The organism is Pseudomonas sp. W2Jun17 (assembly GCF_023127795.1).
Lineage (GTDB): Bacteria > Pseudomonadota > Gammaproteobacteria > Pseudomonadales > Pseudomonadaceae > Aquipseudomonas > Aquipseudomonas synxantha_A.
The window spans coordinates 112,934-133,483 of record NZ_SPKO01000008.1 but is presented as its reverse complement, the minus strand read 5'-3'; the positions used below and the strand labels follow the sequence as shown (position 1 = coordinate 133,483).

Sequence of the window (20,550 nt, the reverse complement as noted above, 5' to 3'; positions counted from 1 at the left end):
AGTGCATGACATCGATAACGGCATCCCGACTGCCTGGCTATGTGCTCGCACAAAGGAGCGGCTTGACCAGTTTACCATCCTTAAAAACTCGATCTTTACCGTCATGCTTGGCTTTATACATATTGATGTCCGCACATTTGAGCACTGCTGACATGTCTGATGACGCCGAGAACTGCGCGACCCCCGCGCTGCAGGTGTATTGATGCGGAGGCAATACGCTGCAACGGATGTTTGCCAATAAGCGCAACGCGTATTCATGGGCGACGGCGTCATTGTCCCCCAGCAACAAGACACCGAATTCCTCCCCTCCGAGCCGCCCGACACTGTGGCTGCCTGGAGTAGATTTCAGACAAGCAGCCATGGCGCATAAAATCTTGTCGCCCACATCGTGACCGTACTGGTCGTTTTTCTGTTTAAAACCGTCAATATCTAACATGATGAAATACCCGCTACGCCCTCCCGCCAATGCACTTTGGAAGGTCGCCATGAAGGCGCGCCGGTTGAGAATTGAGGTAAGAAAGTCAGTCTCCGCCAACGCTCTGAACTCGCTTTCCACCAAGAGTACCGAACGCATGTTCCTTAAATAGGTAAAGCTTAGGGTAAAGCCGACAGACATGGACGTAATGCAGAAAATGGCGAGATACACTTCGAGTCCATTATACAAACCGACGTCAAGCGTGGGCCACATGATTACCCACACCAGCAGCGCAGAAAGGAAATAGTCTTGAACCGCAACAAACAGGATGGCGCTGCTCACCACGATGATTACAGCAAGCGGAAGAGTGAAAACGCTTAGCTCCGCATTGGCATCAATGACATGCGCAAAACCCAATGACAACAACAAAATATAAAGAACGCCAAGCACTCTCCAGATCCAGAAGTGAGCGATTATGCGATGGACATACCAGACCCCTAACAGCGACAGCGTGATAATAATGTTTGGCACGTCCAGCGTCGTCATAGGGTCTATCAGCAGAACCCCTATCCAGGCAACCAGCCCCACCCTTTCAATCATGTTCACAGCGGGTGATAGCAGTGTTCGCATTCTTGGTCTGATCTTGAAAATCGCCGGCACTCTGAAACTCCGTTGCCAAAAAGACTTGGATGTATGTTAAATGTCCGGGCGAGCGTTAATCCATGACGCAAACGATCCTTGACGGGTAACACCCTCCTTAATCAGAAAATGCATATAACACTGCGTCGGCTACTTAATCACTATTGCGCAGCACGTTGAGAACTTAATCCAGGTCGCTGGTGACCCTGCCAATGGCTTCCACGACTTGCCTGGCGCCAAGCTGGATATCAGCCATTGCCACGCCTGCCTGCTCGGATAATTTCAGCAAAACATCAGCCTGGTCTCTGCTGCACTGGACGTGCAATGCGGCTTGAGCGGCCAATTCACGGTTTTCCCGTACCACGCCCGTAATCTCCTGCGTAGCTAAGCTGGTGCGGCCGGCGAGTTTGCGCACTTCATCCGCCACCACCGCAAAACCTCGTCCGTGTACTCCAGCGCGTGCCGCCTCGATGGCAGCGTTAAGCGCCAAGAGGTTGGTCTGGGTGGCAATGGCGCCGATGGTGTCAACGATGGAACCGATCAACTGCGACTGGGATTCAAGCGCGGTCATGCTGTCGTTTACTGAGGCCATCTGTTGGGCAATAGTTTGAGCACCAAGCACCGAATCAGCGACCAGATCCATACCTTTGTTAGCTTTTACATCGGTAGCCAATGACACGTCATAGGCCAACGTAGCGGCGCTCTTGACTCCATCGGCTTTCTCCACTTGCGCGGTTACTACGCTGGCGAATTTGGCTATTTTATAAACTCGGCCGGCAGTGTCCTTGATGGGATTGTAAGTAGCTTCCAACCACACCACGTTTCCGCTTTTATCCACCCGGCGAAAGCGCCCGGCGTGAAACACGCCTCTGTTTAAAGTCTTCCAGAACTCGGGGTAATCCGCAGAAGCCACGTCCTCCTCCAGACAGAAAATACGGTGGTGTCTGCCCTCTATCTCGGCAAGGCTATAACCCATGGTCTGGACGAAGGACTCATTGGCATAAATGACTTCACCCGCAAGGTTGAATTGAATCATCGCCATCGAACGGTTCAGCGCGCTAAACATTTCAATAGCCTCCCGTTCATCCTGGGCCAGAGGGGGCGCAATGACGCCGTAGCCCTGAAAGGTACGGTTTGCTGCCGTAATCCAACCGATATCGAGCATCGCCACGCGGCCGTCGGCGGATCGAAAGCGTTGACGTTCGATGGCGCACAGGTTCGGAGCGAAATCTTTGTGCGGCTGATCCATGATACCGCTCAATTCGGTGTTCGACAGCCTTTCGACCGTATAGCCCAGCGTCGCCGCAAACCGCTGATTGGTCGAAATAATTCGTCCGGTCCCATCGACACGTATTGAGAGAAAAACCGATTCGATACTGGCGAGCGTACCAAGCGACGTTATCAGTTCCTCCTGGCAGTCAAGCAAAGCATTCTTGATTCGACGATTAAACACACTGACCTCCGGTAAGAGCGAGCGCAAGTAAGGACAATGTTTAAGAGAGGACAGCTGAACAACCGGGTGTCATTATCAGACCCAAGCCTTAACAACTGCACGCATCGACAGACTTACTTTCCATCTGGTGCTCAGCTTCACCTAATTCCATACTGATACGGGTGATTGCGAGACATATCGACATGGCCCGCCTCATTAACTCAATAAATGCCGGACTCAGTACAATTAATCGTTTATCGCATTTGAAGTAACCCTTTGACTCGCCCTCTTTGATCATGCGTTGCATGTGCGTTTTTGACACGCCAAGGCACCGTGAGAGTTCAACATAGGACGAGACATTGTAACCGGTTTCCAGCGACCCGTTCCGCAAGGCGTCGGCATAAAGCGCGAGCATGGGTAAGTGACCGCCATCCCGATTAAGGATCCATTTTGCCTCAGGTAAAATTTTGTCGAGCAGGAAATCCGACTCCAGTATTTTGGCAAGACCACGAGCATAAATTCTTAATAAATCCACGTCGCGCCTTAAACCCGGCATCCAACTATTAAGCGGAAGGATTATCTGCGATGGAAGCAGATACGACTTGATAAGCTGGGTGGCAGTATACAACGCTTTATCCGTTTGTTGAAAACTACGCATGCGCCCATCTTGTGCGTGTAGCTGGACGTCCATATATCCGCTGACCACCAGAAAGGAAAAATAGGCGTCCAGACTGTTGCGAGACATATAACCGCGCTTCTGGCAAAAAGCTCTAACGTCGGACAGAGGAACTTTTTCATCTTTGTAGCCAAAGCTGATTAATGAAAGAGCCACCATGAACCTGTCATACTTCAACAGGTTTTTATAGAAAAAAGGTTTGTCCCGATAGCTCTCCATGATCAAATCAAAATGAAGAAGCATCGCTTCATCTATACTGCCTCGGGTCATTTCGGAACTGGTCTTTACCAAATACTGAAGCAGTTCAGTTGTGTTCATCGACGTCAAACGACCCTCTCTATACAGAAACACTTTTTACTGCTCACGATGCCGGTAGTATATGCGTATTCCAACGGCTGGCCGATTCACCCCAAAAATGTTTTATGGCCTTGCCTCGTCTCAAACACAGTCGACTGGGTGCGGGTCATCGACTATTCCTGGCTGAGTGATGCCTAACGTGAGGTGAAGGACCTCAGCCAATAACCCCCCTACTACAATTTCATGGCCATCACCGTTGGATCAGCGACTCCCAACGCGCCCCGAAAAAATATAGTTTTCTGCCGCCTATGGTGGAATTAGCTTCGCGGCTTTGATACCCCAGTTGGGCCAGACAGATATGGTTCGCCACCTGTTATTAGCGCATTCAATCGTTGATCAATCTGGCCGACGCTGACCCAAAACACGGCAAAACCCTCCACCCCGCATTAGTTCTTGTTGTGATCAAATTTCCGATTCCGGTCACTCAAAGACATAGGCCGCCGTGTTGATCGAGGCCCTGAAAAGTCATGATAAAATAGGTTATCAAGACTTTTGAACAGGGTTCGCCGTATGTCGATTTTTGAGCCGATGCGCGACTTTTTTCGTAGACGTGCGGTAAGAAACCTGAATAAGGAGGCCGACCGCGTGCATCTGGTCAATCGCCGGCAAGAATCCCCCCGGGGTAACTTTGTGTTTCCCGGCACCGACTACCTGGACGACATCGAGGTCGGTGGCCATCGCGTTGGCCATGTCGATTACGGCATCAATCCCCTCGGCGATCGGCTGTACATCAACATGCTGGAAATCAACCCTACACATCGGCGGCAGGGGCTCGGCCTGGGTGTGCTGTGGAACCTGTGGCGCACACACCAGGTGCCGATTGTGCCGCTGTATCAATACACCTCATCCGATGGGTTCTGGTACCGGGCCCGCCGACGGTTTGCAGCGTCCGGCGCCGTGATAAAGGACGAGCTGCGCGGCGCAGATCAAATGGAGTTGGAACAACAACGCTGGCAGCACCTGGTGCCGGAACCCGAGCATGAACGCTTGATACGGGAGCTGAAAGCGTCACCGGAATGGCCCCAGATTCAGGCACGCTTCGAAACCTGGAAAGACTTATGAACTCGCTGATCCACCACGCCAACCCCAGCGAACGCCGATTGAGCATCGTTGAGTTCCAGCAGCTGGCCGAAGTGCCGCCAGCGGTGGAATGGTTCGCCAATATCGACAATCCGCGCACCCGCCGCGCCTATCAAAATGACCTGGAAGACTTCTGCGGCTTTGTCGGGCTCTCCGGCGCTGATGAACTCCGCGCGGTCACCCGCGCGCACGTGCTGGCCTGGCGCGCCCAGTTGGAAACCCGGGGCCTGGCCGGGGCCACTATCCGGCGCAAACTGGCCGCGCTGACCAGCCTGTTCGATCACCTCCTGGAGAACAATGCAGTCGCCGGCGGCAATCCCGTGCACGGCGTGAAACGGCCACGGATTGAGACCAACGAAGGCAAGACGCCGGCACTCGGGGATGACCAGGCTAAATTGCTATTGTCCGCGCCGGATGGCTGGACGCTCAAGGGCATGCGTGACCGCGCTATTTTGGCCGTGCTGCTGTACCACGGCCTACGTGTAGCGGCTCGCATTTGAAAACCCTCGGGCTCGCATTCGACGGCGCGGGCTCGCATTTCATTGCGACGGGCTCACATTATCTGCAAATGACCAGCGACAATTTTGGATCACAGAGGAATGCCGGCCGCGAGCATCTTGTCGCGCAGCTCAGTCGGCCGTTCGAGGTCCAGCGTGTTATTGAACAAGGGGTTGGGGAGCAACGGAACAGAAAGTGCACTTAAGCCCAGCAGCTCGTGGTCGGCACAGGTGGGAGAAAGCCTGCTGAGTAAGGTCAGGTGAGAACAGGTCAGCGAGGCTCTGAACCTGGTAAAACGCGGACAGCATTGATAATGCCGAGCCTGTGAAAGTTCCAATTTAAAAGGGCCTATGTTTGAACATCGGCCCTCTTTACACCAACCACCGGCTCGCTCAACCGGTCCTTAAACCATTGGCATTAAGCTAAAAGACTGCTATTTCAATTTATTTACAATCGTGAGAGATTTTTACTAGGGCAGCTTTGAAGACTGCATCGTTTTCAGAAGCAAATACAGCGATTCCTTTGACAAGCTCTCCTTCTTTCAGCGTGCCTGCGCTCAATTTTTCATCAACCGTATCGATCTTGAATTCTTTGTTGTCAGGAGAGTAAGCCTTCAGGCAAAGCTTTGATAAATCGATACTACCGCCTGATAATTTTGCCACTGATACCTCGAAGGTTTTAGTGTAGGCGTCTTTGCCCTCAATAGACATTGAACCTTGGGATTGTTCTGTGGCGTACACTGCAACATTATCAGGATTGGCGGCGTTTGCAGCAAAGCAGAAACCGGCAAGAGCCGAAGAGAAAATAATAGTAAAAGCTTTCATTTCAAGTCCTTTCTTTAGCCAAGATACGGGAATTCACCCGTTTTTAATACTCGTCAGAAGTAGAGATCAGGCCGCCACGGCCAACCTCTGTCTGGAGGTAATACCTCCAAGGCCATTTTGGAGCTTTCGTGCTTGTATGTCCAGATCCAATTCGTACCGTAGTCCTGGACCTGGGCCCCCCGCAGAATTCTGTTTCTGTCGACTCGCTGTTGCAGTTGCGGCAGCGATTGGATCTTTTGCCACGCAAAAGTCCTGAGCGCGCCAGACAGGTGCAGGCCGTTGCCGAGCTATACGGCATGTCGTCTACCACGGTCCACCGTACATTGCATGCTTTCAACAAACCGCACGCAGTACATCGCGCTGACCACAGCAAACCACGCAAACTCCCAAAAGCCGAGCTAGAGCGCTATTGCGATCTGGTCGCGGCTTTGAAACTGCGCACCACCAACAAGAACAACCGCCCTCTTTCTACAGCCAACGCAATCAAACTGCTGGAGGATTTCGGTGTTGAGACGAAGCAAGACTTAATAAAGGCCCCCAAAGGGGCTGTTGAACAAGACTACCGTCAATCGCTATCTGGATCGTTGGCACTTGGATCATGCGCATTTGACGCTAGAGCCACCTGCGGTGCGCTTCCAGACGGAGCAAAGCAACGCTTGCTGGCAGTTCGATATATCTCCGTCCGATCTCAAGCGCATCGACAAGCCAAACTGGATCGACCCTAGTAAGGGCGAGCCTACACTGGCGATTTTCAGTCTGGTCGATGACCACAGTGGTACTGCTTACCAGGAGTACCACTGCATCTTCGGTGAGGATGCAGAAACAGCATTGCGTTTTCTGTTCAATGCCACGGCGGTAAAGGCCGACGCCGAGAATCCATTCCAGGGCCGACCAAAGGTGATCTATCTCGACAATGGCCCTGTCGCTAAATCTCGCGTGTTTCAGAATGTGATGCAAGCGCTCGCGATTGAATGGCAGACGCACCTGCCTGCTGGCAAGGACGGGATGCGAACAACGGCTCGATCCAAGGGAAAGGTCGAACGTCCGTTTCGTACGGTCAAGGAGGCGCATGAGACGCTGTACCACTTCCACAAGCCGGAAACTGAGCAGCAGGCGGACAAATGGCTGTCGCACTATCTGGTGCACACCTACAATCAGCAGCGTCATCGTTCAGAGTCGCGCACCCGCATGGCGGACTGGCTCACTATGCTACCAGATGATGGCCTGCGCGAGATGTGTACGTGGGAGCAGTTTTGTCGTTTTGCACGCGAGCCGGAACGGCGCAAGGTTGGCATCGATGCGCGTATTACCATTGATGGTACACAGTATGAGCTTGAGCCCGGCATGGCCGGAGACCATGCGATTTTGTTGTGGGGCCTGTTCGACGATGAGTTGTACGCCGAATATGAAGGCGAGCGCTTCGCCCCCCTATTATCCGGTAGACAGTCCTATTCCGCTGCGCCGGTATCGGGCATTCAAACGAACCAAGGCGGATGAGCGCGCAGACCGTATCCGTTTACTGGCCGACCAGCTTGGATTGCCGATTGCGGCAATATCTGGCACCGACGTGCGCTTGTCTGATACTCCCATGTCCGCGGCGGACATTCCACGTCAGCCGTTCGACGCGCATGCCGACGAATACCACTATCCGACAGTGATTGCTGCCAAGTTGGCTATCGCTGACGAATTTGCCAAACCGCTGGCCAAGTTTGTGGCTGAGGACAAAGTACTCATTGATCAGGTGCTGGCCGAAACGCTTATGCGCCGTGTCGTTCTGGAGCGCGTGCGCGAATATTTCCGACACAAAAAGGAGCTCAACATGCGGGCTGAAGTGATGCAGCATTTCGGGTTGACGGTGCCGTTCAAGCAGGCTGGCTACTATGAGACTGAACACCACAAGGATCTGATAAAGGACGTTCGTGGAGCGGTGCAGGAAGGTCGTTTGGTCGCAATCTGTGGTGTGATCGGCAGCGGCAAGACAGTGCTGCTACGCCGGTTGACCAAGATGCTGCAAGACGAAAAATGAATGATCGTCTCCAAATGTGTCGACGTGGATAAGCACAACATCAAACTGGCCACGTTGATAGAGGCTCTTTATTACGACTTATCGTCCGAAAAGCAGGTGCAAATTCTCAAGAAGATCGAGCGCCGGGACCGACCGCTTCAAGAAATAATTTTAAAGGGTAAGAAGCCCATCGTCATGTTCGTCGATTAGGCGCATTAATTGAATGGGCACACCCTCACTGGTTTGAAACGTCTGATGGAACTGGCCGAAGGCGTGGATGGACTGCGTTCGGTAGTGCTTGCGGGCCACCCTAAGCTGCGCAAGGACAACATGGAGGAAATCGGCGCCCGTACCGATGTGTTCTCGCTGGACGGCGTTACTGGGGCACAGCGCGAGTATATCGAGTGGTTATTACATACCTGCACTGGAGCGGAAGACGCTAGCGAGTCAATCCTGACGGACGATGCCATCGACATGCTCGCGAGCAAGCTGCGGACACCACTGCAAGTTCAACTTCACCTGACGCTGGCCTTAGAGGCTGGGTACCAGACCGGCGAACTCCCTGTGTCGGTGGATGTCGTCGAGTCGGTACTCTCAGGACATATCGATGACCTTGAGCCCACGTTGACGCGCAATGGATATCACATGAAGGACTTGGTGGAGCAATTCAGTGCCAAGCCGCACGAGTTCAAGGCGCTGTTCAATAACACACTGGACCTCGAACGGGCGACCGAGCTACGCGACAAGATGCTCGCGGCCGGCATTCCTCTGTGACCGAAAACCTCCGCTGGTCATTTGCAGATAGCGTGAGCCCCCCGCGGTGAAATGCGAGCCTACGCCGTCGAATGCAAGCTCATTTGCAATTAATGTGAGCCGGGGGCTCTGGCTGGATGCAGTTAATGTGAGCCAGAAATGACGCTGAATGCGAGCCCACGTGTTTTCAAACGCGAGCCGCTACACATAAGGGCCTCATAACCAGCATGGCTTGCTTTGCATAGCGCTCCATACTCAGAATACAGCACTCTCCGTTCTTCTTTCGAATACAGTTCATCGAGAAGGTCTATTAGTGCCATTACAGACAAAGGAGCCTTGACCGAGTCAATGGCCTTTAGCAGTTCTGTGTAGCGACGTTCTTCGGGGGTCGTTTAATCATACATATCGGAGCCCATCCTTTAATAGTTACCCGGCTTTCGCCAGATGATGCAATCTGCGGACTTCTGAAAAGGTGACAGAAGGATTGGCCTGCTCTTGCTGGCATCGAGCATCACGCTCCGCAAGTTGTTTTAAGCCTCGTCACGCTGGACGATATAAACAGTGACCGCGAGCGCGATTACAGCAACAATTACGATCAAAGCTCTCGCATTATCTGGCATGTACTTCATTGCAGCGCTGGACATATCGTCGTCCCTAATTGATATGAAAGCCGTCGGTGCATCCTGGTTTGTGGTGTGCCGGCCAACCCGGCATACCTCTATTGAGTGTACTGCGGAATTTCCTTTTCAATATCAGCCAGGTCTTGGGCAGACGCATGATCAAGCTGGCTCGATTCCTTATCGCGAGGATTCGTTTCGGGCTCCGGCTCTGCTGGCAAAAGTTTCACAGAAAAGGAGGTGATTTGCAGATGCAGTTCAAACCGCTCCTGTATCTGTTGAAGCATTTCGTCTCGGTTCATACAGTCACTCTCGTTTTCATCTGGCGGACTATGCATCATCTGCAGCCCCGTATCACATCGCTACGACCATGCGATCAGCCGGATACTGACGCATGAACTCCATACTATCGCTAGCCGAGGCTTTCAACCAATCGCCATAAAGTCCCTTGGGAAGGATAACCACCATTCGTTTCTCATCTTCGGGTTTATGGTAGTTGCGCATGAAGGAATGGTCATCCGCGTTGATCGGGAGCATCGTGAAACTATGCAGGATCCTATCGGTACCCGGTTCATGCCATTTTTCCCACAGACCGGCAATTCCCATCAACTCCCCATCCGACCGGACTATACGCGTGGGAATCGGTTTGCCCGTTCGCCAGTCAGGCTAATAGATGGCTACTGCTGGAATAATACAGTGGCGGGCCTGACGCCAGGCGGTGCGATAAGATGATTTCACACTCGCAGTCTCTGATCGGCAATTGTAGGTGTGCCGTACGATTTTGGTGTCTTTGCGCCAGGACCGGATCAGCCCGAACGAGCCTGCCAGCACTTCATTCGGCGCCGGCGACTCTGCCTCGAGGTCGACGTGTTCCACGCCGCGGATGAATGGCCCGGTGTAGCCTGGCCACAGATTCAGCTTGCCCTGTTCATAAGGTTCAACGCCGAAGGTTGCAGCTACCCGCTGCGGCGCCGGTGCTTCGTAATGACTGCACATTTTGAAACTCCCTCAATCCTGACGCCTCAATTGGCATTTACCGTCCAGAGCTGATCAAGCCTGGTGGTATAGTTCGGGCTCATCAACTCACGACGCATCGCCCAGGCCGGCGCAGCAGGCACCGCTGCAGCGCGCAGCGTTCCACGGCCCCATCGGCTGTTGATTTCATCGAGTACGCTCATCACCTTGTCCGCTGCAGCTGGTTGCGTGTGCGCGAACAGGTCGTCAGTGAACTCACCTGGTTGACGAAGATCCATCAACAAAATTTCAGCCTTGCTGTGTCGGAACCCTGGGCGGAACAGGCGTTCCACCGCCTGAGTTGCCACCTTGACAGGATTGGAGTACATCGGCAGGGAATGGCCACCGCCGGCGATGGGACCAAGAAGGGTCGCGCTCATAAACTTGGCCTGAATAGTTACTGTATGGATAGCCAGTTAACTGCGTACTCACTGCGTCGTCAATTTGAGCCGACCAAGTGCCATCTCTAATCCAACCCACACGAATTCGTCGCTCTCAAATACCCAAAGCTTCCAAATTCCTATTTCTTACTGCGCTCAAGACAGCCATCCGGTCTTCTGTACCTGAATCCATATCAGGTACGGTGCCATGCTCCAGATCCTTACCCACCTTAGCGGAACGCGGCGCTGGCTGTTTTCACTGCTACTGTTCTTGTCCACTGCGTCCCACGCGGAGACGTGGGTCATTACAAACCGAGCACATCCAGTATCCGCACCTTCTGGCGCTCGCGTCATCTTCCTGGATGATCAGCAGTGCCTTGAAGAACAACTTTCCAACCAACTACCCCCCGATCCACGCCAGGCAGAAGCGGCCATTCAACGCTACCTGGTCAGCCCTGCTGGGAAGCATCTGCAAAACGAGCTGGCCCAAGCCCAGCAGGGCGTCACAGACGCCTGGAGCCTGCGAGTCGAAAAACTCCCAGCCGTGATCGTAGATCGTAGCTACGTCGTGTACGGCGAGCCTGACGTAGCTAAAGCCGTCGCGTTGATTGAACGAGCACGGAGCCTGTCACGATGAGACGCTCACGTTTTGCGATCCGGCCTTTGTCGCTGGCTATCACTTTCAGCCTGTCATTCAGTGCATCGGCTGCGATCAACTCGGCAGCGATTATTGCCTCGACCCTATCACCAACCTGCCTGGAGTACAAAGTGGTCGGCATCTGCTATTGGCTGCTCTGCACGCCATTCGGATGCAAAGTCAAAACCTCGACCAAGGTTCGTCACTACGTACCGGACGCTGTGGTGTCTGCATATGCGAATACCGGGATGAACCCTTGGATAGAGATGTCACCTCTTGGCACCCCAAATCCGATGGCCCAAGCGGGCAACGACGGCACTACCAATCACGTTGCCGAGAACAACATCATCAAATTTAAGGAAGCCGATGTCATCGGCCATCCAGGTGGTGCGGCGTTGAGTCAGTTTGCCAGCGCCTCGGGCTATGTATGCAAAGGCGCAACCTTACCGCTTGTGCCTTACTTTCTGAGCACCCTTGACCCCATTGCTTGGCGATACGGCGTACCGGAATCCGTATACCCCGAAGCACTCATTCCGGGCATGCGTGAAGTCGGTAGCCTGCTCTCAGCAAGCGGCTGGGGGAACGTCTACCCGCGTAGCGGCTCCCTTAACCAGACTGACGACTACAAAACGGGCGCAGTTATTGCGCAGCGTGCCGGCGACGTGGTTACCCGCCCAGGCCAGGTCCATGTCTACTTGCCGATGCTCGCCCTTCCCTACCCCGGCTACTGGCCTGCAGGGCCGCTACGCGAAGGTGACGCCTCCACTGGTAAGTGGCAAGCGCTCACCCCAGTCCTCAACCCGACTTGCGCAACCTTTCCCACCATCGGTCCGAACATCGATGCGCAGGATGGCGGCTACGCCTGGGCACTCTGGCGCCCTTATTCGTGTTGCCAGCGTCGTGGCCAGACCTTCCTCGGCAGTACGGACTTCCAATGAAACAGCGATCGGAGCAAAGCATGAAACTCACTACCTTGGCGATAGGGCTCGCCTGCAGCCTCAGCAGTGCAATAGCGCTCTCTGCTGATCCAATCAACGTCTCATCCTCCGGAAGCGTCATTGGGGACAACGTGCTGTATAGCATTGGCGGCGGCAACGCAGTCACCATGGGGAGCGCAGGCAACATGGATAGTATTTCTGTGGGAGGCGGTTGGAATACCAATCTAATCTGCGGAAACATGAGCCTGAGCACAACCCTTGAAAACCAATTGAATGGTGCCACTTCCGGCTTCAAAAACATCATGAGCTCGGTGGTACAGAGCGCCACCAGCGCCGTGGCTTCGCTGCCGGCACTGATTCTTCAACGTGCGAACCCGGCGCTATACAACCTCATCACAAACGGCATTTTGCAGGCCCGCCTGGACTTCGACCGCTCCAAAGGCACCTGCCGCGCCATTGGCGAAAAGATGGCGGATATCGCCGGTAACCAAATGGGCTGGGGCAAGCTTGCTGAAGGTCAGGCTATGAGTCAGGCGCTAACATCCAACACAGACGCAGTATCGGCGGTGGAACAAGTCGAAAAGAAAGGTGGAAACGATGGCGTCACTTGGGTTGGTGGTGATAGAGCAGGTGGTTCCGGTCAGAAGCCAATTCGTATCGTAGGCGACGTCACCAAGGCGGGCTACAACCTTCTGAACAAGCGCGCGGCCGGCGACACCGCATCCATCAGTAAAGCGAACTGCAACAACGGCATGGTGTGCAATGTCTGGTCATCGCCCCAGGAAGCCACCACCTTTGCCAATCGTGTCCTGGGTGAACAACAACAGCAGACCTGTGACAGTTGCCCTAAAACGGTGACAGCCGCAGGCGTAGGCCTCACGCCGCTGATCCAGGAAACGTACGACATCAAGCTGAAGGCCCTGCAGGAACTACTGAGCGGAAGCAAAACGCTGTCGCTAGAAAACCTTGAAGCAGCGAGCAGTAACTCGTTACCCATCACCCGAGGCGTTGTAGCAGCACTCAAGGATGAGCGCGACCAGGACGTACTCGCTCGCCGGCTTGCCTCCGAAGTCGCGTTGTCCGATGTGTTGGAGAAAGCTCTGACCCTGCAGCGCACCTTGATGGCAGGCAGTCGGGAACCGAACGTCGCGGCTAATGACCTCGCCGTCCAGGCAGTCGGCCAGCAGAGCTCCTCGCTGCAACAGGAGATCGGCAACCTCAAAATGGAACTGGACATGCGTCAGCAGCTCGCGAAGAACTCGCCTCTGACCATCATTGAACGCAGCAAAGCACGAGCAGAAGACTCTCGTGGTGTGTCCTCGGGAGCACCAGAAACTGATCGATTAGACCAGTTGCAGTCACCCGCCCAGAACAAACAGTGAGAAAGGCCATGACCGATATGCCGGAGCCTGTCACCGCCCCCAACCGCTCGCTGGTTAGACAAACCGGGAGGAGCATTCTACTTGTTCTGGGTGTTTTGCTCGCGACTACCGCCCTCGTAGTACTACTCAGCGCTGCCTTGATGAACATGTTCGACAGCGCTGAGCAATGGCAAGCCTGGCGTACCAACCACTACTGGCCGCTCTTTACGTGGCGCCTGATGCTTTATATCGCACTGGCCGTTGCCTGTTTCAAATTCAAGGCTCGATTATCGAACTCAGAACGCTCGAAACGGCGCAAAGGCCTGTTGAAGATCGAGGTAATGGTGGTCCTATTATTTCTGATGGTTGAGCTGAGCAAGGTGCTGTATCAGGCAGGGGGTGACTTGTGACGCTCTACACCAATGATTATTTGGAGTACTACCTGACGTTGGTCGGTTGGATCATCAACAACGGTATCTGGGCGATGATTTCAGATACCGGACTATTCGCCCTGCCCTTCTGCATCATCGTTATTCGAGAGTGGCTGAAAGTCCGTGGTGAGGGGGCCGATGAGGGCAACAAAGGCGTTCTCTCACTGGCACGTATCGAGACCAATATCTACGTTGGCTACATCGTCGTCGCATTCTTCGCTGTACCAGCCGTCAATGTGAGTTTTGATACCTTGGCATTTGACCAGAGTAGAGCTCAGCAATGTCAATACAACTTACCTAAACCCACAGACACAGGCTGGAACACTACATTCAGCTCACTGGCAGGAAAGAGTGCCCAGATGCCCATGTGGTGGGCATTAATGCATGCATTATCAAAGGGATTAACCAGTGGCGCCGTAGCAGCAATTCCCTGCGGAACTGATCTACGGCAAGTACGCATGGAAGTTAGCAACACGAAGATCAACAACCCGCTATTGGCTCAGGAAATTGGCGACTTCACGCACGATTGCTATGGACCCTCCCGCGCCAGATTATTCATGCGCCAACCCGAATTGGGTGCGCAAGGGAATGACCCTCGTTTTACGCAGGAACTCAGCTGGATTGGTTCGCACTATTTATTGAACACCTCGGGTTATTACGACACGGATTACTCCAAAACTCCAAGGGTCTCATGGCCCTATAACGCATCTCGCGATGTGGGTTTACCACAAGTGAGTGGAGGTGGGGGCTATCCAACGTGCAAACAATGGTGGTCGGATAGCGGAGTGGGGCTGCGGGATCGTATCAAGGCTCAAGTGTCGCCGGACCTCATGACCAAAATGCTCGGCTGGGCAAAATGGTTGTCCCCGGAAGAAGTCACTGACTCGCTTGTCCGGCAACTGGTCTCGCCGTCGAACCAGGTGAAAGGGGATGTTTATACGGACTACGGGGGACAAATCGACGGAACTGTGTGGAATGGTGCAGCCCGGGCAGCGGGGACTCTCGGGGTTGCATTAGGATCTATGGCCTATTTTCCAGCGATGGACATGGTTCGCCAGGCGCTACCGATGGTCATGGCGTTCTTGAAAATGGCGATGGTGATTTGCATTCCCTTGGTGCTAATTGTCGGGGCTTACCAACTAAAAGTGGCCATGACTATGTCCGTTGTTTTTTTCGCTCTGATATTCGTGGACTTCTGGTTTCAACTGGCTAGATGGGTCGATACCACAATACTGGACGCTTTATATGGAGCCGGCTCTCCGCATTTATCATTTGATCCAGTGATGGGTTTGAACACTGCCACGCAAGACGCAGTATTGAACTTCGTGATGGGTGCAATATTTATTATCCTGCCAATATTTTGGATGGGCGCACTCGGATGGGCAGGAATTAGTGCAGGTAAAGTGTTGGAGGGGCTCTCACGTGGTGCGCAACCGGTAGAAAAAGCTGGCTCAGGAGGAGGAGATATTGTCAAAAAAGCAATAACATAAAATTAGGAAATATACGGATCCGCTCATCCTTCATAGAGGGGATCCGTCAACGGAATTAGGGAGTTGAGTTAATGGAAAAAATTATCGTCGTAGTTGCGTTCGGAAAGTAAACTATCTTCATCAGAAATTTCACCTTCGACGTTTCCCCATGAGTTTAACGGTTGACCAAATACATTTCTGCCATATGGGGCATCTTGATCGCCAGAGTTGCCAACACCCCTCAGTCTCGAAAAGTCCCCTACGGTTAAGGCTAGCAGGATAAAACCAACAGTCAGGACTGCCATGAACGCGTGTGCCAGCAAAGCTCCAAAATACACTGCCATTGCGATCAGTGCCAGACGCTTGACCCAGCGCACGGTGAGGTTCTGACTGCACCAAACGAGGCGCACAGCCTGACCCAGGCCATAGCCTAAGCGACTTGCTACTCCCTGAGAGGTCTGCGTGGTCATGGTGCGTCCCCTTCTAACCCCATCTAGGGGCGATATGACATTACTTATAATACCGATTTTTCTCTGCCGCAAGATCATGAGACAAACGGCCGTTTCCCTCGGCACCTAACGCCCGCCCGTTTTCACCGCAGAAATGGCCCAAAAGGTAAAGGGTTCTGTAGAAGCGAATGGAATGGTTCACAAGGGTAAAAGCCTTACCCGAAAGGGCCGCTTTCAGCGGGAAAAAGGTCCAATCTCATCAACGCATCTCCCGAGTCGGAAAATTTTCAACTAACTCGGCTTCTGTCAAATTACTAAGCAAAGAAAAGTAATCGGCTCTGGATTCAGACGTCAAAGGTTGGATAGGACCTAAATGGAGAAGCGTTGAAACTGCCTGATCAGGCGTCATTTCGCTAGTAAGTGGGGCTCTCTGCCCAGAGTAATAAACCTTGTCAGACGCAATAGCTACATCCAGCAGTTCACGTACTTCACCATAACGAGCGGAACGCGCAGCGGTTAGAAACACTCCATCAAAAACGACCAAGACGCTATCAACGTGAGGAATAATATATTTAGCTAAGGCGACAACCAGAGGAAGGTTGTTGTTCCACCTTGCTTCTTCATCGTCAATATCATTCCCTACGCTAGCAAAAAGAATGATCTCGTCACACTTATTGTCACGTATCAAATCACAAAGTGCCCAAACATTATCTGAGGTTGATTTCGTAGCGTAGCGAAGTGAAACCATCATTTTTTCCTCACATGGTCGATCTGCGGCACCGTGCCCTTAGACCGAAACGACGATAATTCTGCATTCCTTTCTCCGTCACCACCATAGAAAGATGGCTCTTCGCCAAAAGAAATACCCGAGACCACCAGTGATCCTTTCCCCTTGCTCGCTCCCCCTTTGATAGGAGAAAAGCCTGCCCCATGAATCATTTACGGAGCAGGCGATGTTCTCTATTTTCCGCCGCAATAAAGGGCTACCCGCCCAAAGCCCCTCCCCTAACGGTTTTATACAGCCGGCCACTAGCCAAGCACTACTGGCATCGCCACGCCGTCAAAAACTACTGGAGAACATTTGGCAGCGCGCATCGTTATCTCGCTCACAGTTTGTCGAGCTCTATCGGCGTCCACTTGAGCGCTACGCGGAGTTGGTCCAGCAGCTCCCTGCTTCGCAAAACCACCATCATGCACACCCTGGAGGCATGCTGGACCACGGGCTTGAAATCGTCGCCTATGCCTTGAAAATTCGACAGAGCTATCTGCTACCTATAGGCGCACCGCCGGAATCTCAATCAGCACAGGCTGAGGCCTGGACCGCCGCCGCGGCTTATGGCGCTCTTATACACGACCTGGGCAAGATCGCCGTCGACGTGCACGTCGAGCTGGTAGGAGGTAAAACCTGGCACCCCTGGCACGGTCCAATCGATCGTCCCTATCGATTCCGCTACGTGAAAGGACGCAACTACCAACTTCACGGAGCCGCTGCCGCACTGATCTACGCGCAGATCCTCTCCTCAGAAATCTTAGATTGGCTCAGTAATTTCTCCGAAGTGTGGTCGCAGTTAATCTTCATTTTGGCTGGTCAGTACGAACATGCCGGCATTTTGGGAGAGATCGTGGTCAAAGCCGATCAGGCGTCCGTCGCACAGGAACTCGGTGGAAATCCAGCCCGCGCACTGTCCGCGCCCAAACAGTCTTTGCAGCGTCAATTGACAGATGGGTTGCGTCACCTGGTCCGAGATACATTCAAACTGAATCAACCCGATGGACCGTCAGATGGTTGGCTGACACAGGATGCTCTTTGGCTGGTTAGCAAGCCTATTGCTGATCAATTGCGAGCCTATTTGCTGACCCAAGGCGTTGAAGGTGTACCCAGTTCGAATGCGCCTTTCTTCAACATGCTGCAAGATCAGGGGGTAATCCAAACCAATGCCCAAGACAAGGCAATCTGGAAAGCCACGATAGACAATGGTCGTGGCTGGCGAAACACCTTCACACTGCTGAAGCTCTCACCGGCACTGATCTGGAATGATCCAAGTGATCGGCCCGCAGCTTACGCTGGGACTCTTGAGGTGGAAGCTGGCAACCCGGCAGAAGACTCTGCAGCTGTAAATAACGTCGTCACACCGGCAAAAAAGTTGCCTTCGGACATTCAATCCAGCCCTGTGCCGGCCCCTTTAGCACCGGCACAGCCATCACCGTTCGAACACCCGCAGCATTCCTCAAGCAGTACCGATGAATTTGACGAGCTACTGGCGCTCCTTGGTAATATCAATGAGCCATTAGAAGGCACCAAAAATAAAGAGGTCTCAGCGGCACATACCGCGCCTCCGAAACTGGATGACATCCAGCCTTCCCAAACCTCCAATCAAGGAGGTGCGCCTTTAGCAATAATCGAAGAAGTCACTCCGATGCCTAGCAATAACACCGAGATCGGTCAGGGATTTGTTGAATGGCTTAAGAAAGGCATCGCATCCCGGACCATCATTATCAACGACACCAAAGCGCTGGTTCATACCGTAGCAGGGACCGCTATGCTGGTAACGCCTGGAATATTCAAACGCTACGTCCTTGAGTTCCCACACATCGAACAGCAGGCCGAGGTACAGCAAGTCAGCGCCTGGCAGCTTGTTCAACGCAGTTTCGAGAAACAAAAACTTCATCGAAAAACGCATAAGAGTCTGAATATTTGGACCTGCGACGTTGTTGGACCTCGAAAATCCAAGCAGCTCAAGGGGTACTTACTTCTAGACCCGCGAACAATCTTCTCTGAGGTCCCCTTCGACAATATCAGCCTGTCCTTGAAGTCAGAAGCAACGGAGCCGCCACAATGACGACGCCCTCGAATCTGACGGAGGAATATATCTTTGCCCATGATCTGCGGCCTGCCAGTGCAAAGATCTATCGTGCCTCGACCAAAGCACTACTTAAGCATTTCCGGACTGCTTCAGCTGAGGAGATCGATCATCGTGCGGTTCTGACATGGCGAAAAAAAGTCCTTGAGAATGGATTATCTAAACGCAGCTGGAACACCTATTCAAATCACCTTCGAACTGTTTGGGGCTACGCCATAGAACACGGCCTGATGACCCACACCACGATCAACCCATTCAAGAAAACCAGCGTTATCCCACCAAAGCGAGCCAGCAAGACAATCAATGGAGACGCCATCCAACGAGCACGCAACTGGCTCATATCTCTTGTAGGCCAAGAACGTTGTACGCATGAACGTAGCCAGATCACACCTGCCTGGTTCTGGCTCAGCGTCTTCGAGATGTTTTATTACACAGGCATACGTCTGAATGCCCTGCTGTGCCTGCGCTACAAAGATATCAACTGGGACAGCCAGATGATCTTGGTCCGCGGTGAAACAGAGAAGACCCATCGGGAGTTTTTCCTCCCCATTATGGAAGGACTCGCTCCACACTTATCCAGGATCCTGGGGGAGGCCGAGAAAATCGGTTTTTCACCAGACGATCAGCTGTTCAACGTCAACAGATTCTCTCGTCACTTCCATGGCAAGGAAATGAACATCGACCAGGTGGAGTCAATGTACGGCAAGCTCACCGATAAGATCGGCGTGCGCATGACCCCTCACCGCTTCAGGCACACATTAGCAACAGACTTGATGAAGCAGCCTGAGCGAAACATTCATCTCACGAAAAGCCTGCTGAATCACTCGAATCTAGCGACAACGATGAATTACATAGAGGCGGACTACGACCATATGCGTGCTGTTCTGCATGAGCGAAGCCTGGCTCAGGGCGCTCTAAGCCGAGTGAGACGGGTTGATCCAAGTGACACACCCTCAGCCCCCTTACCCGCCAAGATAGGTGTGCATTCACAGGAAACCGCTCCACCAGAGCCCAAGAAGCTGCCAGCTCCACAACAATCTAGCAGCACAGAGGTCAGTATTGACCGGCCGACCAAGTCGACTGGCCGAAGCGCGCTACAGAGGGCTCTCGAGCTCGCATCTGCGCAACTGCATCGCGAGTCAATGACATGCTCTATGGCCCCCCCGGTAGATCAAGTAGAGCAGAGTCTACTATTGACGCTAATGGCGAGCGGGCTTGGTATCGGCACATTCAGGAAACGCACCTCAACTGAGCATTCAATGCGAAGCTCATCATTTTCTCGAGCATCGCCCTAGTACGCTGATAGTCAAAGCGCACTGGCTATAGGGATTCTGGTTGGCCAGAGGCTTTCGCTTGCCCGGAATAAAGCACCAGGTCGAAATCCTGCTTTTTCAGACGAACGGTACGGCTTTGCTCAAGGCACAAAAAAAAGGCGCCATAAAGACGCCTTTTTTCATTAAATATGGTCGGGGTAGGGGGATTCGAACTCCCGACATCCTGCTCCCAAAGCAGGCGCGCTACCGGACTGCGCTATACCCCGGAATGCGCATCGCAAAACCGATGCACATTGACATCATGACGAACCGAAACTACTGTTCGCCTCAGACGGCTGCATGTCTACGGCAATTTCTAAGTGCGCTAACACTTTCCAAAACCGTAAAACCGCCTCTAATCAGAGCTAGAACCTCTGATTCTAAGATTTGATTCCAGCGCT

Annotated in this window: 17 protein-coding genes, 1 tRNA gene and 4 pseudogenes; 12 read left to right on the top strand and 10 right to left on the bottom strand. The window is 53.1% G+C overall.

From position 1 onward, the window contains the following. Positions 1 to 37: 37 nt before the first annotated feature. From E4O98_RS07395 to E4O98_RS07380, 3 genes are all read right to left on the bottom strand, one after another. Entirely contained in the window at positions 38 to 1,075 is a 1,038-nt protein-coding gene (locus tag E4O98_RS07395; protein ID WP_248134563.1) for a GGDEF domain-containing protein, read from the bottom strand. A 163-nt stretch (positions 1,076 to 1,238) separates the two neighbouring features. Beyond that, positions 1,239 to 2,507, bottom strand: a complete 1,269-nt coding sequence (locus tag E4O98_RS27640; RefSeq protein ID WP_348984626.1) for a PAS domain-containing methyl-accepting chemotaxis protein — start codon at positions 2,505 to 2,507, stop codon at positions 1,239 to 1,241. 88 nt (positions 2,508 to 2,595) lie between these two features. Further along, entirely contained in the window at positions 2,596 to 3,480 is an 885-nt protein-coding gene (locus E4O98_RS07380; protein WP_248134583.1) for a hypothetical protein, read from the bottom strand. A gap of 549 nt (positions 3,481 to 4,029) precedes the next feature. Between E4O98_RS07380 and E4O98_RS07375 the strand changes: the two genes are divergently transcribed. Continuing rightward, positions 4,030 to 4,581, top strand: coding sequence for a GNAT family N-acetyltransferase (locus E4O98_RS07375; protein ID WP_248134561.1), 552 nt, complete (start codon positions 4,030 to 4,032; stop codon positions 4,579 to 4,581). Continuing rightward, positions 4,578 to 5,081: pseudogene (locus E4O98_RS07370) on the top strand (site-specific integrase); the annotation flags it as partial. The gene E4O98_RS07375 and the pseudogene E4O98_RS07370, both read left to right, overlap by 4 nt. A gap of 459 nt (positions 5,082 to 5,540) precedes the next feature. On the opposite strand, the gene E4O98_RS07365 reads toward E4O98_RS07370, so the two are convergent. Continuing rightward, the gene (locus tag E4O98_RS07365) at positions 5,541 to 5,921 is read right to left on the bottom strand and encodes a DUF4354 family protein (protein WP_248134559.1); all 381 of its coding nucleotides are present in this window, start codon (positions 5,919 to 5,921) and stop codon (positions 5,541 to 5,543) included. Between the two features lie 170 nt (positions 5,922 to 6,091). On the opposite strand from E4O98_RS07365, the pseudogene E4O98_RS07360 reads away from it, so the two are divergent. The 3 genes and pseudogenes from E4O98_RS07360 to E4O98_RS07350 all read left to right on the top strand — a co-directional run. After that, a pseudogene (locus E4O98_RS07360) lies at positions 6,092 to 7,728 on the top strand (IS481 family transposase); the annotation flags it as partial. 219 nt (positions 7,729 to 7,947) lie between these two features. Then, positions 7,948 to 8,136, top strand: a complete 189-nt coding sequence (locus tag E4O98_RS07355) for a hypothetical protein (RefSeq protein ID WP_248134557.1) — start codon at positions 7,948 to 7,950, stop codon at positions 8,134 to 8,136. Positions 8,137 to 8,181: 45 nt separating this feature from the next. After that, on the top strand, positions 8,182 to 8,700 hold the full coding sequence (locus tag E4O98_RS07350) for a hypothetical protein (RefSeq protein WP_248134555.1): 519 nt from the start codon (positions 8,182 to 8,184) through the stop codon (positions 8,698 to 8,700). Positions 8,701 to 9,397: 697 nt separating this feature from the next. Here E4O98_RS07350 and E4O98_RS07345 read toward each other — a convergent pair. From E4O98_RS07345 to E4O98_RS07335, 3 genes and pseudogenes are all read right to left on the bottom strand, one after another. Then, the gene (locus E4O98_RS07345; protein ID WP_248134553.1) at positions 9,398 to 9,598 is read right to left on the bottom strand and encodes a hypothetical protein; all 201 of its coding nucleotides are present in this window, start codon (positions 9,596 to 9,598) and stop codon (positions 9,398 to 9,400) included. A gap of 52 nt (positions 9,599 to 9,650) precedes the next feature. Further along, positions 9,651 to 10,292 (bottom strand): annotated as a pseudogene (locus E4O98_RS07340) (SOS response-associated peptidase family protein). Between the two features lie 26 nt (positions 10,293 to 10,318). Then, positions 10,319 to 10,615, bottom strand: a pseudogene (locus tag E4O98_RS07335) (DUF4113 domain-containing protein); the annotation flags it as partial. A 283-nt stretch (positions 10,616 to 10,898) separates the two neighbouring features. Between E4O98_RS07335 and E4O98_RS07330 the strand changes: the two are divergent. From E4O98_RS07330 to E4O98_RS07310, 5 genes are read left to right on the top strand one after another with little or no spacing between them, the layout of a single operon-like run. Continuing rightward, positions 10,899 to 11,327, top strand: coding sequence for a TIGR03757 family integrating conjugative element protein (locus E4O98_RS07330; protein WP_248134551.1), 429 nt, complete (start codon positions 10,899 to 10,901; stop codon positions 11,325 to 11,327). Next, positions 11,324 to 12,265 carry a TIGR03756 family integrating conjugative element protein gene (locus E4O98_RS07325; protein WP_248134550.1) on the top strand — a complete coding sequence of 314 codons (942 nt, stop codon included), beginning with the start codon at positions 11,324 to 11,326 and terminating at the stop codon, positions 12,263 to 12,265. Before E4O98_RS07330 ends, E4O98_RS07325 begins: the two co-directional genes overlap by 4 nt. Before the next feature lie 20 nt (positions 12,266 to 12,285). Beyond that, positions 12,286 to 13,647, top strand: coding sequence for an integrating conjugative element protein (locus E4O98_RS07320; RefSeq protein WP_248134548.1), 1,362 nt, complete (start codon positions 12,286 to 12,288; stop codon positions 13,645 to 13,647). An 8-nt stretch (positions 13,648 to 13,655) separates the two neighbouring features. Next, a complete protein-coding gene (locus E4O98_RS07315; RefSeq protein ID WP_248134546.1) occupies positions 13,656 to 14,036 on the top strand; it encodes a hypothetical protein in 381 nt (126 codons plus the stop codon). Then, positions 14,033 to 15,547 carry a conjugal transfer protein TraG N-terminal domain-containing protein gene (locus tag E4O98_RS07310; RefSeq protein WP_248134544.1) on the top strand — a complete coding sequence of 505 codons (1,515 nt, stop codon included), beginning with the start codon at positions 14,033 to 14,035 and terminating at the stop codon, positions 15,545 to 15,547. Before E4O98_RS07315 ends, E4O98_RS07310 begins: the two co-directional genes overlap by 4 nt. Before the next feature lie 68 nt (positions 15,548 to 15,615). Here the strand turns inward: E4O98_RS07310 and E4O98_RS07305 are convergent, their stop codons facing one another. Then, a complete protein-coding gene (locus tag E4O98_RS07305) occupies positions 15,616 to 15,996 on the bottom strand; it encodes a hypothetical protein (protein ID WP_248134542.1) in 381 nt (126 codons plus the stop codon). 238 nt (positions 15,997 to 16,234) lie between these two features. Continuing rightward, positions 16,235 to 16,723, bottom strand: a complete 489-nt coding sequence (locus E4O98_RS07300) for a hypothetical protein (protein WP_248134540.1) — start codon at positions 16,721 to 16,723, stop codon at positions 16,235 to 16,237. Positions 16,724 to 16,928: 205 nt separating this feature from the next. Between E4O98_RS07300 and mobH the strand changes: the two genes are divergently transcribed. Together mobH and E4O98_RS07290 are read left to right on the top strand one after the other, a co-directional pair. Then, positions 16,929 to 18,815 (top strand): MobH family relaxase, encoded by a 1,887-nt coding sequence (gene mobH / locus E4O98_RS07295; protein WP_248134538.1) that lies wholly within the window; start codon positions 16,929 to 16,931, stop codon positions 18,813 to 18,815. After that, positions 18,812 to 20,131, top strand: a complete 1,320-nt coding sequence (locus E4O98_RS07290) for a site-specific integrase (RefSeq protein ID WP_248134536.1) — start codon at positions 18,812 to 18,814, stop codon at positions 20,129 to 20,131. Before mobH ends, E4O98_RS07290 begins: the two co-directional genes overlap by 4 nt. 168 nt (positions 20,132 to 20,299) lie before the next feature. Here the strand turns inward: E4O98_RS07290 and E4O98_RS07285 are convergent. Further along, positions 20,300 to 20,376, bottom strand: a tRNA-Pro gene (locus E4O98_RS07285). Between the last annotated feature and the right edge of the window lie 174 nt (positions 20,377 to 20,550).